Source organism: Stenotrophomonas sp. 364, from assembly GCF_009832905.1.
Taxonomy (GTDB): Bacteria; Pseudomonadota; Gammaproteobacteria; order Xanthomonadales; family Xanthomonadaceae; genus Stenotrophomonas; species Stenotrophomonas maltophilia_AP.
In genome coordinates, this window is record NZ_CP047135.1 from 1382391 (window position 1) to 1400107 (window position 17717).

Annotated in this window: 15 protein-coding genes and 1 tRNA gene; 14 read left to right on the forward strand and 2 right to left on the reverse strand. The window is 67.0% G+C overall.

Going from position 1 to position 17717, the window contains the following annotated elements; translation table 11 throughout:
- Positions 1–15: 15 nt before the first annotated feature.
- The 10 genes from ubiB (at position 16) to GQ674_RS06490 (ending at position 10412) form a co-directional block, all read left to right on the forward strand.
- Positions 16–1692: a 2-polyprenylphenol 6-hydroxylase gene (ubiB, locus tag GQ674_RS06445; RefSeq protein WP_159496408.1), complete on the forward strand. Its 1677-nt coding sequence runs from the start codon at positions 16–18 to the stop codon at positions 1690–1692.
- A gap of 487 nt (positions 1693–2179) precedes the next feature.
- Positions 2180–2830 carry a transcriptional repressor LexA gene (gene lexA, locus GQ674_RS06450; protein ID WP_128096926.1) on the forward strand — a complete coding sequence of 217 codons (651 nt, stop codon included), beginning with the start codon at positions 2180–2182 and terminating at the stop codon, positions 2828–2830.
- A 204-nt stretch (positions 2831–3034) separates the two neighbouring features.
- On the forward strand, positions 3035–4075 hold the full coding sequence (gene recA, locus GQ674_RS06455) for a recombinase RecA (RefSeq protein ID WP_026069798.1): 1041 nt from the start codon (positions 3035–3037) through the stop codon (positions 4073–4075).
- A 113-nt stretch (positions 4076–4188) separates the two neighbouring features.
- Positions 4189–4680, forward strand: coding sequence for a recombination regulator RecX (gene recX, locus GQ674_RS06460; RefSeq protein WP_038689119.1), 492 nt, complete (start codon positions 4189–4191; stop codon positions 4678–4680).
- 105 nt (positions 4681–4785) lie between these two features.
- Complete coding sequence (gene alaS / locus GQ674_RS06465) at positions 4786–7434, forward strand: alanine--tRNA ligase (protein WP_159496409.1); 2649 nt, start codon at positions 4786–4788, stop codon at positions 7432–7434.
- A gap of 141 nt (positions 7435–7575) precedes the next feature.
- Positions 7576–7779, forward strand: coding sequence for a carbon storage regulator CsrA (csrA, locus tag GQ674_RS06470; protein ID WP_019183311.1), 204 nt, complete (start codon positions 7576–7578; stop codon positions 7777–7779).
- 81 nt (positions 7780–7860) lie between these two features.
- Positions 7861–7953 (forward strand) — tRNA-Ser (locus GQ674_RS06475).
- A 284-nt stretch (positions 7954–8237) separates the two neighbouring features.
- Positions 8238–8879, forward strand: a complete 642-nt coding sequence (locus GQ674_RS06480) for an ankyrin repeat domain-containing protein (RefSeq protein WP_159496410.1) — start codon at positions 8238–8240, stop codon at positions 8877–8879.
- Between the two features lie 148 nt (positions 8880–9027).
- Positions 9028–10029 (forward strand): HWE histidine kinase domain-containing protein, encoded by a 1002-nt coding sequence (locus tag GQ674_RS06485; protein WP_159496411.1) that lies wholly within the window; start codon positions 9028–9030, stop codon positions 10027–10029.
- A complete protein-coding gene (locus tag GQ674_RS06490; protein ID WP_159496412.1) occupies positions 10026–10412 on the forward strand; it encodes a response regulator in 387 nt (128 codons plus the stop codon). Before GQ674_RS06485 ends, GQ674_RS06490 begins: the two co-directional genes overlap by 4 nt.
- Positions 10413–10443: 31 nt before the next feature.
- Here GQ674_RS06490 and GQ674_RS06495 read toward each other — a convergent pair whose 3' ends face one another.
- A complete protein-coding gene (locus GQ674_RS06495) occupies positions 10444–10815 on the reverse strand; it encodes a hypothetical protein (RefSeq protein ID WP_159496413.1) in 372 nt (123 codons plus the stop codon).
- Positions 10816–11147: 332 nt separating this feature from the next.
- Between GQ674_RS06495 and GQ674_RS06500 the strand changes: the two genes are divergently transcribed.
- Positions 11148–13295: a TonB-dependent siderophore receptor gene (locus GQ674_RS06500; RefSeq protein WP_159499282.1), complete on the forward strand. Its 2148-nt coding sequence runs from the start codon at positions 11148–11150 to the stop codon at positions 13293–13295.
- Between the two features lie 140 nt (positions 13296–13435).
- Complete coding sequence (locus GQ674_RS06505; protein ID WP_201290224.1) at positions 13436–14584, forward strand: aldo/keto reductase; 1149 nt, start codon at positions 13436–13438, stop codon at positions 14582–14584.
- Positions 14585–14638: 54 nt separating this feature from the next.
- On the opposite strand, the gene GQ674_RS06510 is transcribed toward GQ674_RS06505, so the two are convergent.
- On the reverse strand, positions 14639–15340 hold the full coding sequence (locus GQ674_RS06510; RefSeq protein WP_128095451.1) for a pirin family protein: 702 nt from the start codon (positions 15338–15340) through the stop codon (positions 14639–14641).
- Positions 15341–15482: 142 nt separating this feature from the next.
- On the opposite strand from GQ674_RS06510, the gene GQ674_RS06515 reads away from it, so the two are divergent.
- Together GQ674_RS06515 and GQ674_RS06520 are read left to right on the forward strand one after the other, a co-directional pair.
- A complete protein-coding gene (locus GQ674_RS06515) occupies positions 15483–16409 on the forward strand; it encodes a LysR family transcriptional regulator (protein WP_159496414.1) in 927 nt (308 codons plus the stop codon).
- A 130-nt stretch (positions 16410–16539) separates the two neighbouring features.
- Positions 16540–17685, forward strand: a complete 1146-nt coding sequence (locus tag GQ674_RS06520; protein WP_159496415.1) for an alpha/beta fold hydrolase — start codon at positions 16540–16542, stop codon at positions 17683–17685.
- The last annotated feature ends 32 nt before the right edge of the window (positions 17686–17717 follow it).

The following is a 17717-nucleotide window of genomic DNA, read 5'->3' on the forward strand; positions in this document are numbered from 1 at the left end:
ACAGGAGCTGTACCGATGTGGGAAACGCTGGGCACCGTGCGCGACCTGGGGCGATTGCAGGAAATCGCCTCGGTCCTGATCCGCTATGGCTTTGGCGACCTGGTGCGCCGGATCGGCCTGGCCGACGTGCTGGAACGGGCCGGTCGCCTGCTGCACTGGAACGACACGCAGATGCTGCGCATGACCGCCCCGGTGCGGGTGCGGCGGGCGATGGAGGACCTGGGCCCCACCTTCGTCAAACTCGGGCAGGTGCTGGCCACCCGCGTGGACCTGTTCCCGCCGGACTGGATCGCCGAGTTCTCCGAACTGCAGAACGCGGTGCCCGCGCTGCCCTATGCGCAGGTCCGCGAGCAGCTGGAAGCCGACCTGGGGGCACCGGCCACCGAGGTGTTCGCGTGGCTGGATGAAACCCCGATGGCGGCCGCTTCGCTGGCCCAGGCGCACCGCGCCACCCTGCACGACGGCACGGCGGTGGTACTGAAAATCCGCCGACCCGGCATCCGCGACGTGATCGAAGCCGACCTGCGCCTGCTGGCGCGGCTGGCCGAGATCGTCGAGGCGCGCCTGCCGGACCTGCAGCGCTACCGCCCGGCCGAAGTGGTGCAGCAGTTCCAGGTATCGCTGCGACGTGAGCTGGATTTCGCCGCCGAATGCCGCAACGCCGAGCGCATCGCCCGCAACTTCCAGGGGCGCCAGGACATCCTGATACCCAACGTGCATTGGCAGTGGACCTGCGAGAGCCTCAACGTGCAGGCCTTCGTGGATGGCATTCCCGGCCGCGACCTCGCCGGCGTCGACGCGGCGGGACTGGATCGGGTGCAGCTGGCGCGTCGGGGCGGCAACATCGTGCTCAAGATGGTGTTGGAGGACGGCTGCTTCCACGCCGATCCGCATCCGGGCAACATCATCTACCTGCGCGACGGGCGGATCGGCGTGATCGATTTCGGCATGGTCGGGGCCATCTCCGAACAGCGTCGCTTCCAGGTGGCGCAGCTGCTGCACGGCCTGGTCAGCCAGGAGCCCGAAGCGGTGGCCGATGTGCTGCTGGATTGGGCCGGCGGCGTGGATGTGGACGAATCGCGGCTGCAGCAGGACATCAGCACCTTTGTCGACCAGTACCGGGGCGTGCCGCTGAAGGACCTGCACATGGGCCTGATGCTGGGCAACATCACCACGCTGCTGCGCCAGTACTCGCTGACCCTGCCGGCCGACCTGGCGTTGATGATCAAGACCTTCCTGACCCTGGAAGGCATGGGCCGCCAGCTCGACCCGCAGTTCGACATGGCCAGTGCCGCGCGCCCCTACCTGGAACGGGTAATGTGGCAACGCTATGCCCCCGGCGCGGTGCTCAAACGCGGCAAGCGCAGCCTGGTCGGGGTAATGGACCTGCTCGGCGACCTGCCGCGCGACGTGCGCCGCCTGCTGCAGATGGCGCGCCGGGGGCGTCTGCAGCTGAAAGTGGAAACCACCGCACTGCAGGGCTTCGGCGACCAGGTCAACCGCGCCGCCAACCGGCTGGTCATGGGCATCGTGACCGCCGCACTCATCATCGGCTCGTCCATCGTCATGCACAGCGTAGGCGGCGTCTCCAGCCGCTGGCTGCTGGCGCTGGGCGTGGCTGGCTTCATCGGCGCGGGCTTCTGCGGCGTGTGGATACTGTTTTCGATCTGGCGCAGCGGCAAGAACCCGTAGGGTTCCTGCCGCTGGGATCCGAAGGATCCCGCAATCTGCCGCCAACGCGGCAGATGGCACGTAGAGCCGACCGTTGGTCGGCTGCTCTACCTGGCCGCCCTCATGACCCACCAGCTACGTCGCCGACCTTCCTTCGCCGGCCATGAACGCCTGGTCAGTGGCTACCGGCTCAGCCAACACAGATCTGGTTCGCCCACACGCGCTTGCCGAAGGATCACACACCGCCCGGTAGAGGGTGGCTGCTCTCCCTTTCGGCGTCATGGACCCCTGACCGAAGGGATTGCACACCCTAAACCCCGGAAACACAGCCGAAGCCGACAAGAATCCGCGCCGGCATGCAGGGCCGCGCGTTCGCGCGGTCACCGACCAACGGTCGGTGGCTACGGAGTGCTGAGGGCTTCGGTGAGGGTGGGATGGTCCTGCCGCTTCGTGCTCTTCTTCTGTGGGCACTTGCGTGCCCACATCGTTAGTAGTAATACTACTAACCATGGACCTAACCGATACCCAGCAGGCGATCCTGCAGTTGATCGCCGAGCGTATAGAGACCGATGGCGCACCGCCGTCGCAGACGGAAATCGCCCGCGCGTTCGGCTTCAAGGGCGTGCGCGCTGCCCAGTACCATCTGGAAGCGCTGGAGCAGGCCGGGGCGATCCGTCGCATTCCCGGGCAGGCCCGCGGCATCCGGCTTGTGCAGGCGCCGCCGCTGCAGGACGGCCTGCCGGCCTCGCTGTCGGTGCCCGCATTGCCCGACCACGTATTGCGCCTGCCGGTGCTGGGCCGGGTGGCCGCCGGCCTCCCGATCGGCGCCGACATCGGGTCCGACGATTTCGTGGTGCTCGACCGGGTGTTCTTCTCGCCCGCGCCGGATTACCTGCTCAAGGTGCAGGGCGATTCGATGATCGACGAAGGCATCTTCGATGGCGACCTGATCGGCGTGCACCGCACCCGCGACGCCCGCTCGGGCCAGATCGTGGTGGCCCGCATCGATGACGAAATCACGGTCAAGCTGCTCAAGATGGGCAAGGACCGCATCCGCTTGCTGCCGCGCAACCCCGATTACAAGCCGATCGAAGTGCTGCCCGACCAGGACTTCGCTATTGAAGGCCTCTATTGCGGCCTGCTGCGGCCCAACCGCTGACCCTTTTCCTACGCAATAACAGCACGGTCTTTTGTGGCGATTCTCTGGTTCCGCTGAGGTTGGTACGGATGTCCGATAATTTTTTTCCGAACGCCGGGCAGAATCTCAGCCTGTGCGATACGCCAGCCTTAAAGTGAACCCATGGCCAAGAAGACTTCCAAAGACAGCACCTCCACCGACACGACCTCTGCAAGGACCACTCCGATGGACGAAAACAAAAAGCGTGCCCTCACCGCCGCCCTGAGCCAGATCGAAAAGCAGTTCGGCAAGGGCGCCGTGATGCGCATGGGCGACCGCGTCGTCGAAGCGGTCGAGGTCATCCCGACCGGCTCGCTGATGCTGGATATCGCACTCGGCATTGGTGGCCTGCCCAAGGGGCGCGTCGTTGAAATCTACGGTCCGGAATCCTCGGGCAAGACCACCCTGACCCTGCAGGCCATTGCCGAATGCCAGAAGAAGGGCGGCACCGCGGCCTTCATCGACGCCGAGCATGCGCTGGATCCGATCTATGCCGCCAAGCTGGGCGTGAACGTGGACGACCTGCTGCTCTCGCAGCCCGATACCGGTGAGCAGGCGCTGGAAATCGCCGACATGCTGGTGCGGTCCAGCTCGGTGGACATCGTGGTGGTCGACTCGGTTGCCGCGCTGACCCCGAAGGCCGAAATCGAAGGCGAAATGGGCGACCAGCTGCCGGGCCTGCAGGCCCGTCTGATGAGCCAGGCGCTGCGCAAGCTGACCGGCAACATCAAGCGCTCCAACACCCTCGTGGTCTTCATCAACCAGCTGCGCATGAAGATCGGCGTGATGATGCCGGGCCAGAGCCCGGAAGTGACCACCGGCGGCAACGCACTGAAGTTCTACGCCTCGGTCCGCCTGGACATCCGCCGTATCGGCGCGATCAAGAAGGGCGACGAGATCATCGGCAACCAGACCAAGATCAAGGTGGTCAAGAACAAGCTGGCGCCGCCGTTCAAGCAGGTGATCACTGAAATTCTGTACGGCGAAGGCATCAGCCGCGAAGGCGAACTGATCGACATGGGCGTGGAAGCCAAGCTGGTCGAGAAGGCAGGCGCCTGGTACAGCTACGGCGAAGAGCGTATCGGTCAGGGCAAGGACAACGCCCGCGGCTATCTGCGCGACAACCCGCAGGTTGCCCAGCGTCTGGAAGCCGAACTGCGCGAGAAGTTCCAGCCGGAAGAAGCCGTGCGTGAAGGCGGCGACGACGCCGAAGACGACGCCGAGTGAGTTTCCTGCGGGGCAGGGCAGCGCCGTCAGTGACGCTCGCCCTGCACCGCGGTTTCCGTATTCCCCGACGGGGGAGCGCCAGGGACGGCGCATTTGATTGAGTAAATGTGGCCATGCAGGATTCCGACAGCCCGGCACCCCGCCGTAAACGCCGTGTCAGTGAACAGACCCCGGTCCAACGGGCGCTGGGCCTGCTGGTGCGCCGGGAGCACTCACGCAAGGAATTGACCCGCAAGCTGCAGGCCCGGGGCATAGAGACCGAGGCCGCCGTGGCAGCGGTCGACACGCTCAGCGAGGCCGGCTGGCAGGACGACACCCGGTTCGCCGAGAACCTGGTCCGGATCCGGGCCAACACCGGGTACGGTCCGATCCATATCCGGGCCGAACTGGGCACCCATGGGCTGGACAGCGAGCAGATCGCCCTGGCCATGGACACCTTCGAGGGCGATTGGGCTGAAAATGCCCGGGATCTGGTCTGCCGCCGTTTTGGCGAGGCCGGCCCCCAGGAGCTGCCGCAACGCCGTAAAGCGGCTGATCTGCTGGCCCGGCGCGGGTTCGACGGCGATACCATTCGGCGCGCCACCCGCTACGACCCTGACGACTGAGCGGCCCGGGCCTGATACCCTTTATGGTTTCGGCGGTCCAGCAGCGACACCCGGCCATTGGGGCTGAGTGCCATGGACCGGCCGGCCCGCATAAAGCCAGCCCCCATGAACGCATCCGTCACATTCACTACCTCCCAGATCCGCAGCGATTTCCTTGAGTTCTTCAAGGGAAAGGGCCACACCATCGTGCCGTCGGCGCCCCTGGTGCCGGGCAATGATCCGACCCTGCTGTTCACCAACTCCGGCATGGTGCAGTTCAAGGACGTGTTCCTTGGCGCGGAGAAGCGCAGCTATGTGCGCGCCGCGGACGTCCAGCGTTGCCTGCGCGCCGGCGGCAAGCACAACGACCTGGATCAGGTCGGCTACACCGCGCGCCACCACACCTTCTTCGAAATGCTGGGCAACTGGTCCTTCGGCGACTACTTCAAGAAGGACGCCATTGCCTGGGCCTGGGAGCTGCTGACCCAGGTCTGGAAGCTGCCGGCCGACCGCCTGCTGGTCACGGTCTACCAGACCGATGACGAGGCCTACGCGCTGTGGCGCGACATGATCGGCATCCCGGAAGCGCGCATCGTGCGCATCGGCGACAACAAGGGTGCACCGTTCGCCTCGGACAACTTCTGGCAGATGGCTGAAACCGGCCCGTGCGGCCCGTGCACCGAGATCTTCTATGACCACGGCGACCACATCGCCGGCGGCCCCCCGGGCTCGCCGGACGAAGACGGCGACCGCTTCATCGAGATCTGGAATCTGGTGTTCATGCAGTTCGATCGCCAGCCCGACGGCACCCTGGTGCCGCTGCCGGCGCCGTGCGTGGACACCGGCATGGGCCTGGAGCGCCTCGCCGCGATCCTGCAGCACGTGCACACCAACTATGAAATCGACCTGTTCCAGGCGCTGATCCGCAAGGCCAGCGAACTTACCGGCATGGCCGACCTGGAGAACAAGTCGCTGCGTGTCATCGCCGACCATATCCGGGCCTGTTCGTTCCTGATCGTCGATGGCGTGCTGCCGTCCAATGAAGGTCGTGGCTACGTGCTGCGCCGGATCATCCGCCGCGCGCTGCGCCATGGCTGGATGCTGGGCGTGCGCCAGCCGTTCTTCAGCAAGCTGGTGCCGACCCTGGTCGAGCAGATGGGCGTGGCCTATCCGGAACTGCCGGCCCAGGCCGACACCGTGGTGCGCGCACTGCAGGCCGAGGAAGAGCGTTTCGCTGAAACTCTCGATTCGGGCATGAAGATCTTCGACGACGTGGCGGCCAAGGTCAGCGACGGCGTGATCCCGGGCGTCGATGCCTTCCGCCTGTACGACACCTATGGCTTCCCGGTCGACCTGACCGCCGACATCGCCCGCGAGCGCGACATGACGGTGGACATGGACGGCTTCAACGCCGCGATGGAAAACCAGCGCGAAACCGCGCGCGCGGCAGGCAAGTTCGGTGGCGGCGTGACGCTGTCCGCAGACCTGGTGGCCACGCTCAAGCCGACCGTGTTCCTGGGCTACGACCGCCTGCAGGCCGACGGCCTGACGGTGCTGGCCGTGCTCAAGGACGGTCGCCCGGTCGAGGCGGCGCAGGCCGGTGACGAGGTGATCGTGATCACCGACCAGACCCCGTTCTATGCCGAATCCGGCGGCCAGGTCGGCGACACCGGTGAACTTGCCGGTGCGGGCGGGCAGGTACAGGTCAGCGACACCCAGAAGTTCGCGGGCCAGTTCCATGGTCACGTCGGCACGATCACCCAGGGCAGCCTGAAGGTGGGCGATGTGCTGCGTGGCCAGGTCGATGGCGAGCGCCGCGGCGCCACCATCCTCAACCACTCCGCCACCCACCTGCTGCACGCCGCCCTGCGCGAAGTGCTGGGCACCCACGTGCAGCAGAAGGGCTCGCTGGTGGCGCCGGACCGTCTGCGCTTCGACTTCGCGCACTTCGCGCCGATCAGCGCCGAGGACCTGGCGGTCGTCGAGCGCAAGGTCAATGCGCAGGTGCGGGCCAACAACGCCGTCGAAGTACACAACATGGCCATGCAGGAAGCGCTGGACTTCGGCGCGATGGCGCTGTTTGGCGAGAAGTATGGCGAGAACGTGCGCGTGCTGAAGATGGGCGACTACTCCACCGAACTGTGCGGTGGCACCCATGTGGGCCGCACCGGTGACATCGGCCTGTTCAAGATCACCTCCGAAGGGGGTGTGTCCTCGGGCGTGCGCCGCATTGAAGCGGTGACCGGGCAGGGCGCGCTGGATTACGTGGCCCACGAAGAGGCCGTGCTGGGCGAAGCGGCGACGCTGCTCGGCGGCAATGCCGGCGACGTGGTGGAGAAGATCCGCCAGCTTGGCGAGCGCCAGAAGAAGCTGGAACGCGAACTGGACGCATTGAAGGCCAAGCAGGCCGCAGGCGCCACCGCCGACCTCGGCGCGTCGGCGGTCGAGGTCAGCGGCATCAAGATCCTGGCTGCGCGCCTGGAGGGCTTCGATGCCAAGGCGCTTCGTGACGCAATCGACCGCCTCAAGCAGCAACTGGGCAACGCGGTGATCGTGCTGGCCGGTACCCAGGACGGCAAGGCAGTCCTGGTCGCGGGCGTGAACGGCAGTGCAATGGGCAAGGTCAAGGCCGGGGAACTGTTGTCCCATATCGCCAGTCAGATCGGGGGCAAGGGCGGCGGCCGCCCGGATCTCGCCCAGGGTGGTGGCGAGGACGGGCCCGCCCTTGCTTCTGCACTCGCCGCCGTTGTCGACTGGGTTACCCCCCGTATCTGAACACCTGAAGCCTCCTGCTCCTTGAAGGGGCGGGAGGCCTGACGGTACTATGGCTAATCCTTTCCCTTTGTCGTGTGGCGTTCCTTGGCTGGGCGCCGAGCCGGTGGGGAAGATCCACCGGTTCCCTGGAGACTTGCAAAAATGTTGATCCTGACTCGCCGCGTAGGCGAAACCTTGATGATCGGTGATTCGGTCAGCGTGACCGTGCTCGGTGTCAAGGGCAACCAGGTGCGTATCGGTATCACTGCTCCAAAGGATGTGGCCGTGCACCGCGAAGAGATTTACCAGCGGATCCAGCGCGGCGATGAGCCCAATGCATCCGGAAGTGAAAATTCTTCGGATTAAGGCTTTACCTTCGGGCGCGGAAAACGTTATTATTCGCGCCCCCGCTGAGATGATTCAACGCAGCGGCGGAACCAGAACACTGGAGCGGTGCCCGAGTGGCTGAAGGGGCTCCCCTGCTAAGGGAGTATAGGGCTTAAAACTCTATCGAGGGTTCGAATCCCTCCCGCTCCGCCAGTTGTAGAAAAGCCCCTGAGCGCACGCTCAGGGGCTTTTTTTTGCCTTCCAATCCGTCCCGCTGCTGTCCCGCCTCATGCGCAGCAAGCAGGGCGGTGAGGGCCGGGGAGCGCATCACGGGTCCTCGTCGTATTCGCTGGGCAAATGGAGCCGATCACGATTCTTCATTGGTGCCTGTCCGCCGGCTCGGCTACGGTCGTTGTCCAATGCGTCCTGCGGGACGCGGCCGTATCAGGAGCAGGAAAATTCCGATGGGACCGATGGCGCTGCGATGCTGGATGGTCATGAGCATGTTCACGGGCGTGGTCCCGCCGATCAGTGCCGCCTCGCTGGATGAGCGGCTGCATCGCGCCGCGGAAAAGGGGGATGCCGCGACGGTGCGTACGCTGCTGGGCCAAGGGGCTTCGGTGGATGCACGCAACGCGGCAAAGGCCACGCCGTTGCTGGTCGCCACCCACCACAACCACGTGGAGGCTGCGCGAGCCCTGATCCAGGCCGGTGCCGACGTGAACGCCAAGGATGCCATCCAGGACAGCCCGTACCTGTACGCCGGCGCCCGCGGGCATCTGGACATCCTGCGCGCAACGCTGGCCGCGGGTGCGGACCTGGAAAGTACCAACCGTTACGGTGGCACCGCGCTCATTCCCGCCGCGGAGCGTGGTCATGTGGAGGCGGTGGCGACGCTGATCGCGGCGGGCGTCGACGTCGATCACGTCAACAACCTGCAGTGGACGGCGTTGTTGGAGGCGATCACCCTGAGCGATGGCGGGCCTCGACATGTGCAGATCGTCCGCCAGCTCATTGCGGCCAAGGCCGACGTGAACCTGCCCGATGGCGAGGGCACGACTCCGCTGCAGCATGCGCGCCAGCGCGGCTACCGCCAGATCGAGGCGCTGCTTCTTGCCGCAGGCGCGCGTCCGCGCTGAGGTGCCGGAGGTACTGGGCATCGGTCGCCGGCTGGCGGCGAACGCCGGCCAGCCGCGGCGTGCAGGATGAACGCAGGGGCGCTGCGCTGACCCGTTTTTCACGGGTGGGCCTCTATGGTCTTCACCCGCCCCGCCGATTGCCTCCCCTGTGCTGCACGAACACGACACTGCCAAGTGGCGCATCTACGAGGCCCTCCTGCAGGCCACGCCCGACCTGTCGTATGTCTTCGACCTGCAGCACCGTTTCATCTATGCCAACAAGGCATTGCTGGACATGTGGGGCATGCGATGGGAGGAAGCGGCCGGCAAGACCTGCCTGGAGCTGGGCTATGCGCCCTGGCATGCGGCCATGCATGACGACGAGATCGAGCAGGTGATCGCCACCCGGCGGCCGGTGCGTGGCGAGGTGCCGTTCCCGCACACCACCGAAGGCACCCGGGTCTACGACTACATCTTTACCCCGGTGTTCGGGCCGGACGGCCAGGTCGAAGCCATTGCCGGGAGCACCCGCGACATCACCGACCGCACCCGTCATGCGGAGCACCTGCAGTTGCTGGTCAACGAATTGAACCACCGGGTCAAGAACACGCTGGCCACGGTACAGTCGATCGCGCGGCAGACCTTCGCCAATGCCGATGGCATGGACGACGCCTGCGGCAAGATCGAAGAGCGCCTGCTGGCGCTGGCCAGCGCGCACGACATGCTGACCCGTGAGAACTGGCACAGTGCCGACGTCGCCGAGTTGGCCCGCGGACTTGCCGCCCAGGGCCGGTTCGATGCACGTCAGTTCGACGTGCAGGGCGAACCGTGCCGCATCGACCCGCGCCGTGCGATGGCCCTGGCCATGGCGCTGCACGAGTTGTGTACCAACGCGGCGCGGCATGGCGCGTTGTCCACGCCACACGGGGCGGTGCATATTGCGTGGCAGCGTCACCACAGCGGCGAGGGTGAGGTGCTGGAGCTGGTGTGGCGAGAGCGGGGCGGCCCGCAGGTACAGCCGCCGGCCCAGCGCGGCTTTGGTTCGCGGTTGCTCGAACGCGGGCTCCAACATGACATGGGGGGAGCCGTGGACCTGGCCTTTGACCCCGAGGGTGTCACGTTCCGCGTTACGATCCCCTTGCCTGATGATGCACACGAGGTTTACCCATGAAGGCGCGTGTCTTGTTGGTCGAAGACGAATCGCTGGTGGCGATGATGGTCGAAGACTCCCTGATCGAACTCGGGTATGAGGTAGCGGCGGTGGTCGCCAGCGTCGATGCTGCGCTGGCCGCCCTGCAGCGGGGCGGCATCGATTGCGCCATGTTGGACGTGAACCTCGGCGGTACCCCGTCGTTCCCGATCGCCGAAGCGCTGGAGGCGCGCGGCATCCCCTACATGTTCGTCACCGGCTATGACGGCACCGCGATCCCGCCGAACCTGCGGGCACGGCATGGGTTGCAGAAACCGTTCCGGATGCGCGAACTGCAGCAGGCCCTGGCCGGGCTGCAGGATGCGCCGGCCGCGCCGGCCGCGCCGGGTGGCCTGATCGCCTGACGCGGGGCGCGCCATGCGCGCCGCCCGGTGATTACGCGGCGCGTGCCTGCGCCAGCGCCAGCCGCACTACGCCTTCAAAGCGCTCCAGTTCGGCGCTGTCGGTGCTGGCGCGCTGGTACTGCGCCGCATCGTCCAGCACATCCAGGACCACGGCGGTACCGCTGCCGTCGTCGGCCATGACGATCAGGCTTTCGTAGATGCAGCCGCTGGTCACCGCGCGCCAGCACCGCAACGTGCTGCCGTCCAGCCACACCGCCCAGCGGTCGTCGCTTGCGCGGGGCCACAGGCCGTCGCGCAGCTGCGCCAGTTCTTCGGCGGAAAAGCCATGGCCGCACCGGATCGGCCAGCGGGTGCCGGTCAAGGGCGGAAGGCCGCCGCGCTGGGCGGGAGAAAAATCGATCATGTGCGTGCCTCGTCGGCCGTTGTGAGTGCATGCGCAGCGGAGACGCATGCCGGCACACAGTCTACCGGTGAGTTAGTAGTTTTGCTAATTTCCTGCCCCGCCACGCACTGCGGCCGGTGAAGGCCCTGTAATACGCGGCGCCACCGGGGCCCGCGACAGCGACCGGTAGCGCGAGTAGAATCGCGCCGCACTGAAGGCGTTGCAGCCTTCGATCTCCCTTTCCCTCCAGCCGCCGCCAGAGGACTTCTTTCCTTGCTGGAGGCGTTGTCGTGTCCGTCGCTTCGTTCCGTGTTGTCCCTACCCGCGCCGGCCGCACTGCGCCGTCGCCGTCGATGTCCCCGCTGAGCCTGGCGCTGGCCAGTGCACTTGGCCTTGCCGTGTTCGCCACGACCGCACAGGCAGACGATGCGCCTGCGCCGCCGAAGGATGACGCGGCCCAGACCCTGCAGACCGTGCAGGTCACCGCCAATCAGCTGGGCACCGTCACCGAAGGCAGTGATTCGTACACCCCGGGCACGATCGCCACCGCGACCCGGCTGGTGCTGAGCCCGCGGCAGACGCCGCAGTCGATCAGCGTGATCACCCGGCGGGAGATGAACGACTTCGCGCTCAACGGCATCGACGATGTCATGAAGGTCACCCCGGGCATCAGCATCGTCACCTACGACAGCGAACGCACCGAGTACTACGCGCGCGGCTTCGCGGTGCAGAACTTCCAGTACGACGGCATTCCGATGGCGCGTGATTCGGCCTATTCGGCCGGCAACACACTCAGCGACATGGCCATCTACGACCGCGTGGAAGTGCTCAAGGGCGCCACCGGCCTGCTCACCGGCATGGGCGACCCCGGCGCGACCATCAACCTGGTGCGCAAGAAGCCGACCCGCGCACTGGCCGGCAGTGCCACGCTGGGTGTGGGGTCGTGGGACACCTACCGCGCCGAGGTGGATGTGGGCGGGCCGCTGACCGAAAGTGGCCGCGTGCGTGGCCGCGTGGTCGGTGCCTACCAGGACAAGCATTCCAACGTTGACCATTACCAGCGCAGCAACCAGGTGTTCTACGGCATCCTGGAAGCCGATCTCGACGACAGCACGCTGCTCACCGTCGGCGCCGACTACCAGGACAGCGATCCGCGCGGTTCCAGCTGGGGCGGCATTCCGCTGCTGGACAGCACCGGCACCTTCAACGACATGCCGCGTTCGTTCAACAACGGGGCGCGCTGGAGCCGCTGGGGCCAGTACAGCCGCACGGCCTTCGCTACGCTGGAGCACACCTTCGGCAACGACTGGGTGGCCAAGCTGCAGCTCAACCACCAGGTCAACGGGTACGACGCCTCGCTCGGCGCGGCCGCCGGTGGCAACCCGGACCCGGTGACGGGGGAGGGCGTGAGCATGTGGCTGGGCCAATACATCGGCAAGACCACCAGCAACGCCGCCGACCTGTATGTCAGCGGCACGTTCGACTGGTTCGGTCGCCAGCACGAACTGGTGGTGGGCGGCAGCGTGTCGCGCAAGCGCTGGGTCAACAATGGTTACTCGCCGCAGCCCGGTTACATCAGCGGCGTTGCCGACTACTACAGCTGGACCGGTGACGTGCCCGAGCCGGACTGGCAGTGGGGCTACGGCGACAACCAGGTGACCCGCGAGAGCGGTGCCTACGTGGTGGGCCGCTTCGACCTGGCCGATCCGCTGAAGCTGATCGTCGGCAGCCGCATCGCCAACTACACATCGCCGGACACCGACGAGAGCGGCGTGATCGTGCCCTACGCCGGCGTGGTCTACGACCTCAACCGCAACTTCTCGGTCTTCGCCAGCTACAGCACCATCTTCAAGCCGCAGGGCAACCAGGACGAGCAGGGCAAGACGCTCGACCCGATGGAGGGGCGCAGCTACGAAGCGGGCCTGAAGGCGGAGTTCCTGGAGGGCCGCTTCAACGCCAGTGCGGCGGTGTTCCAGCTCGACCAGGACAACTACGCCGAACCCACCGGGGGGCGCACCCCCAGCGGTGGCATCGCCTACCGCGGGCTGATGGGCGTGCGCACCAAGGGCTACGAGCTGGAGATGTCCGGCCAGGTGGCGCCGGGCTGGCAGGTCCAGGGCGGCTACGCGCACAAGATCGCGCGGCAGCAGTCGGTCAAGGTCTCCACGTTGGAGCCGGAAGACCAGTTCAGCCTGCACACCAGCTACCGCCTGCAGGGCGGCGCGCTGCAGGGCTGGAGCGTGGGTGGCGGTGCGCGCTGGCAGGGCAGCACCTTCGGCACCATCACCAACCCGGCCGACGGTGCCAGCCTGGTGCATCGCACCGAGCCGTACTGGCTGCTGGACGCGATGGCGCGGTATGAGTTCAACGACCAGCTGTCGGCCACGCTCAACGTCAACAACCTGTTGGACAAGCATTACTACACGATCTTCAGCTGGTACAGCACCTACACCTGGGGCGAACCGCGCAACGTGCGGCTGACCCTCAAGTACACGTTCTGATCCTGCGCAGCACCCCGGCCCGTGCGCCGGGGTGCTGCAGGCGGTCCAGGCCGCCATTGCCGTCGCGTTGACGCCGTCCACGCATGGCGTGCACCGCGCGAATGCGAGGGTGGGCACTGGCCCGCCCTGCAGGAGTCGTCGTGAACGCACGTCGCCAGTTTCTTTCCGCCGCCGCTGTCGGCACTGCCGCATTGGCGGCGTCCCCGTTGCTCGCCCAGGCCGCCGGTCCCGGCAGCGTACTGCCGACACGCGGGCGGGTCAGTGCGCGCACACTGGCCACCAATGCGGCGGGGCAGGCGGGGCGCTACCGGCCGCACACCCGGTTGGGGCTGGGCGGGGTGGCGATCGGCAATGGCTTTGCGGCCACCACCGATGCCATCAGTGAGGCCACGCTGGCAGCGGCCTATGCGGCCGGCGTGCGCTGTTTCGATACCTCGCCCTGGTACGGGCTGGGCCTCAGTGAGCGTCGTTACGGCCATCACCTGCACAACCACCCGGCACGCGAGTACACCCTGTCGACCAAGGTCGGCCGCCTGCTGACGGCCACGACGGGCGCACTGCAGAAAACGATGTGGCAGGAACCGTCACCGTTCCACTACCGCTACGACTATTCGGCCGATGGCACCCGGCGCTCGGTGGAGGACAGCCTCAACCGGCTTGGCGTGTCGCAGCTGGACGTGGTGTTCATCCACGACCTGTCCCCGGACAACGAGAAAGACCTCGGCATGCCGTGGGAGCAGCGCTTTGCCGAGGCCGCCAAGGGCGCGATGCCGGCGCTGACCCGCATGCGCGAGGAGGGGCTGATCAAGGCCTGGGGATTCGGCGTGAACCGCCCCGAACCTGCGCTCCGTGCAATCGACGAAGCCGACCCGGACATCTTCCTGCTAGCCTGCCAGTACTCGCTGCTGGACCACGACCAGGCCCTGCACGACACCTTCCCGAAGATCGCCGCGCACGGCGCGTCGGTGGTGGTGGGGTCGCCGCTGCTGGCCGGTTACTTGGCCGGGCGCGAGCGGTATCTGTACGACGGCACGGTGCCTGCCTGGGCGCCGGGCAAGCGCGCCAAGGTGCAGGCCATCTGCGATAGTCACGGGGTGGATCTGCGCACCGCGGCGCTGCAGTTCGCCGATGCGCCGGCAGTGGTGTCGGCGGTGATCCCCGGGGCGCGCACGCCCGAACAGGTGCTGGCCAACGTGGCGTCGATGTCGGTGGCCATCCCGGCCGCGTTCTGGGCCGAGCTGAAGCAGCAGCAGTTGATCGCCGCGGACGCGCCGGTGCCTGCGGCCTGATGCGCAGCAGGCGGCCCCGATCGGTTCAGGGCCGCCTGCGTGCATCGCATCGCCTTACAGCGGCAGGTCGAACACCAGTACTTCGGCATCGCTGGCGTTTTCCAGCGTCACCTGGGCCTCGTCGCTGATCTGCAGCGCGTCGCCGGTGTCCAGGGTGATGCCGTTGACCTGCACCTGGCCCCGCGCCACCTGCACATAGGCACCGCGACGCGGGGCCAGCGGCAGCTGCACGCGATCGTTGCCGTCCAGGATGGTGGCGTAGATGTTGGCGTCCTGGTGGATCAGCAGGGCACCGTCACGCCCATCCTTGGCGGCGATCAGGCGCAGCTGGCCGCGCTTGGCCTCGGGGGCGAAATGGGTTTCCTGGTAGCTCGGGGCGATGTTCTCCTGGTCGGGGAACAGCCAGATCTGCAGGAAGTGCACGGTCTCGTCGGCCGAATGGTTGAACTCGCTGTGGCTGACCCCGCTGCCGGCGCTCATGCGCTGCACGTCGCCATAGCGCAGCACCGAGCCGGTGCCCATCGAGTCCTTGTGCTCCAGGGCGCCGCCGAGCACGTAGGAGATGATCTCCATGTTGGCGTGGCTGTGGGTGCCGAAGCCCTGGCCGCCCTGCACGCGGTCTTCGTTGATCACCCGCAGCGGGCCGAAGCTGGTGTAGCGCGGGTCGTAGTAGTTGGCGAACGAGAAGGTGTGCATGGAGTTCAGCCAGCCATGGTCGGCCTTGCCACGGGTAGTGCTCTTGCGGATCTGCAGCATGGTGGATCTCCTAGGGTATTCGATCGTTTCGATGGTGGGCGGGGAAGCGTTTGCAGCGTCCCTTTCCTGTTGGCGCCAGTATCCGCTTGCACCTGGGGTTTGAAAAACGGATAGTTTCGCAAGCCATCATCGAAAAATTCGAATGCTCAAGCTCAGCCTGGATGCCCTGCAGATCCTCGATGCCATCGACCGTCGTGGCTCCTTCGCCGCCGCGGGCAAGGCGCTGCACAAGGTGCCGTCAACCATTTCCTACACGGTGTCCAAGCTGGAACATGACCTGGGCGTGCAGCTGTTCGACCGGGTGGGTCCGCGCGCGCAGCTGACCCAGGCCGGGCAGGCGCTGCTGGAAGAGGGGCGGCACCTGCTGCGGGCCGCACGCGAGCTGGAGGTGCGGGTGCGCCGGGTGGCCTCGGGCTGGGAGGCGGAGCTGACCGTCGCGGTGGATTCGATGTTCCAGCCGGCGTTGCTGGCCGACGACGTGCGTGCCTTCAGCGCGGTGGCCGAACAGACCCGCGTGCGGCTGATCAGCGAGTCGCTGTCGGGCACCTGGGAGGCCCTGCTGGACCGGCGCGCGGACCTGCTGGTGGGCGCGGCTGGCGAAGGGCCGAGCGGCGGCGGCTACGTCGTGGAGCCGATGGGTGTAGTGGAATTCGTGTTCGCGGTGTCACCTTCGCATCCGCTGGCGGCCGCGCGGGGCCCCCTGGGGCGCGAGCAGCTGGCCGCGCACTGCGCGATCGCGGTGGCCGATTCGGCGCGGCGGTTGCTGCCGCGGACAGTGGGCCTGCTGATGGGGCAGGAGACGGTGACGGTGCCCGATACCGTCAGCAAGTTCCGCCTGCAATGCGCCGGGCTGGGTTTCGGCTTCCTGCCAGCGCCGTATGTGCAGCAGGCAGTGGAGCAGGGCCGGCTGGTGATCAAGCAGGTGGAGGAGCCCAAGCCCGATGAGACCTTCTGGCTCGCCTGGCGGCCGGGCGAGGAGGGCGCTGCGTTGCGCTGGTGGCGGGCGCGGATGCAGGGCGCGCGGGTGATGGCCGGCTGGTGGCCGACGATGCAGGCCTGGCTGGGGTGAGGTGTGGCGCCGGGCGGGGTCAAGCTGGATCGCCGCTGCGCTGTCATCGCACGGTCATCTGGATGCGATAGAGCGGCCGGTCGGCGGCCGGTAACCTGCGCGGCTCACTCTGGTTTTCCCTGTGTCCCCTATGAAGCGCCTGCTGCTGTTGTTGCTGGCCGGGGCCGGCCTGTGGCTGGCTGCCTGCTCCTCGCTCACCTCCACCGCTGCCTCGACGTCGCTCAGCGATCGGCTGGTCGCGCCCGGTGGCGTGTCCACGTTGCTGGACACCGCGCGCATTGCTGCCGCGGTGGACGGCGTGCCCAACCGGCACGGCAGGGTCACCAGCCGTGCGGGCGTACCGATCTTCTGGCGGGCGTTCGACCCGGGCCAGTACGGCCTGCATTACCAGTACCTGGCCCAGCCGCACGAGAACGGGGAGCCACTGCAGACCGGACTTGCGCTGGCGCTGCCCACGCCATTTCGGGCGCAGCCGCCGCGCGGCACCGTGGTGCTGCTGCACGGCTGGATGATGAATGGTGATGCGATGTTGCCGTGGTCGCTGCAGCTGGCCCAGGCCGGCTACCGCGTGGTCACCGTCGACCTGCGCAACCATGGCCAGTCCGGTGCGGGTCCGTCGGGCTACGGCACGTTCGAGTCGGACGATGTGATCGACGTGATCGATGCATTGCAGGCGCGTGGCGAAGTGGTTGGGCCGCTGTACCTGTTCGGGGTGTCCTACGGCGCGGCCACGGCGCTGTTTGCCGCCGACAAGCTCGGCGACCGGGTCAGTGGCGTGGTGGCGATGGAGTCCTTCGCCAATGCCGGCGATGCCATCCGTAGCATGATCCCGCACCTGATGGCGCTGCAGCCGACCGCCTGGAAGGCGCAGGCGATGGCGGCCTATGGGCGCTGGCGCTACGGCGGGCAGGATATCGACGCGGTGATCGCCGCGGCCAGTCAACGCCTGGACCTCGACCTGGACCGTGTCGATGTGGCACGCGCGCTGGCCGATACGCGGGCCTGCGTGCTGCTGGTACACGGGCAGAACGACCAGCACGTGCGCGTCGACCAAGGGCGCCGGCTGGCAGTGGCCAGCCCGCGCGTGCACTACATAGAAATGCAGGGCGAAGACCACATCACGCTGCCGTTGCGGCTGGACCTGCTGGGGGGCGTGGTGGACGACTGGCTCGCGCAGGAAGGGCGTGCCGGCGCGCAGTGCGCCGCGCCGCAGATGCCGCGTGAGGCCGACCGCATGGTGATGGCGCGGCTGCAGGCGCAAGCGCCGCGCGGATGATCCCGCGATAGACGTCGCGGCCCGACGCGCTG

Coding starts and splice junctions, on each gene's coding strand:
- ubiB (WP_159496408.1), top strand. CDS start 16: ATGTGGGAAACGCTGGGCACCGTGCGCGACCTGGGGCGATTGCAGGAA.
- lexA (WP_128096926.1), top strand. CDS start 2,180: ATGGACCTAACCGATACCCAGCAGGCGATCCTGCAGTTGATCGCCGAG.
- recA (WP_026069798.1), top strand. CDS start 3,035: ATGGACGAAAACAAAAAGCGTGCCCTCACCGCCGCCCTGAGCCAGATC.
- recX (WP_038689119.1), top strand. CDS start 4,189: ATGCAGGATTCCGACAGCCCGGCACCCCGCCGTAAACGCCGTGTCAGT.
- alaS (WP_159496409.1), top strand. CDS start 4,786: ATGAACGCATCCGTCACATTCACTACCTCCCAGATCCGCAGCGATTTC.
- csrA (WP_019183311.1), top strand. CDS start 7,576: ATGTTGATCCTGACTCGCCGCGTAGGCGAAACCTTGATGATCGGTGAT.
- GQ674_RS06480 (WP_159496410.1), top strand. CDS start 8,238: ATGAGCATGTTCACGGGCGTGGTCCCGCCGATCAGTGCCGCCTCGCTG.
- GQ674_RS06490 (WP_159496412.1), top strand. CDS start 10,026: ATGAAGGCGCGTGTCTTGTTGGTCGAAGACGAATCGCTGGTGGCGATG.
- GQ674_RS06495 (WP_159496413.1), bottom strand. CDS start 10,815: ATGATCGATTTTTCTCCCGCCCAGCGCGGCGGCCTTCCGCCCTTGACC.
- GQ674_RS06500 (WP_159499282.1), top strand. CDS start 11,148: ATGTCCCCGCTGAGCCTGGCGCTGGCCAGTGCACTTGGCCTTGCCGTG.
- GQ674_RS06510 (WP_128095451.1), bottom strand. CDS start 15,340: ATGCTGCAGATCCGCAAGAGCACTACCCGTGGCAAGGCCGACCATGGC.
- GQ674_RS06515 (WP_159496414.1), top strand. CDS start 15,483: ATGCTCAAGCTCAGCCTGGATGCCCTGCAGATCCTCGATGCCATCGAC.
- GQ674_RS06520 (WP_159496415.1), top strand. CDS start 16,540: ATGAAGCGCCTGCTGCTGTTGTTGCTGGCCGGGGCCGGCCTGTGGCTG.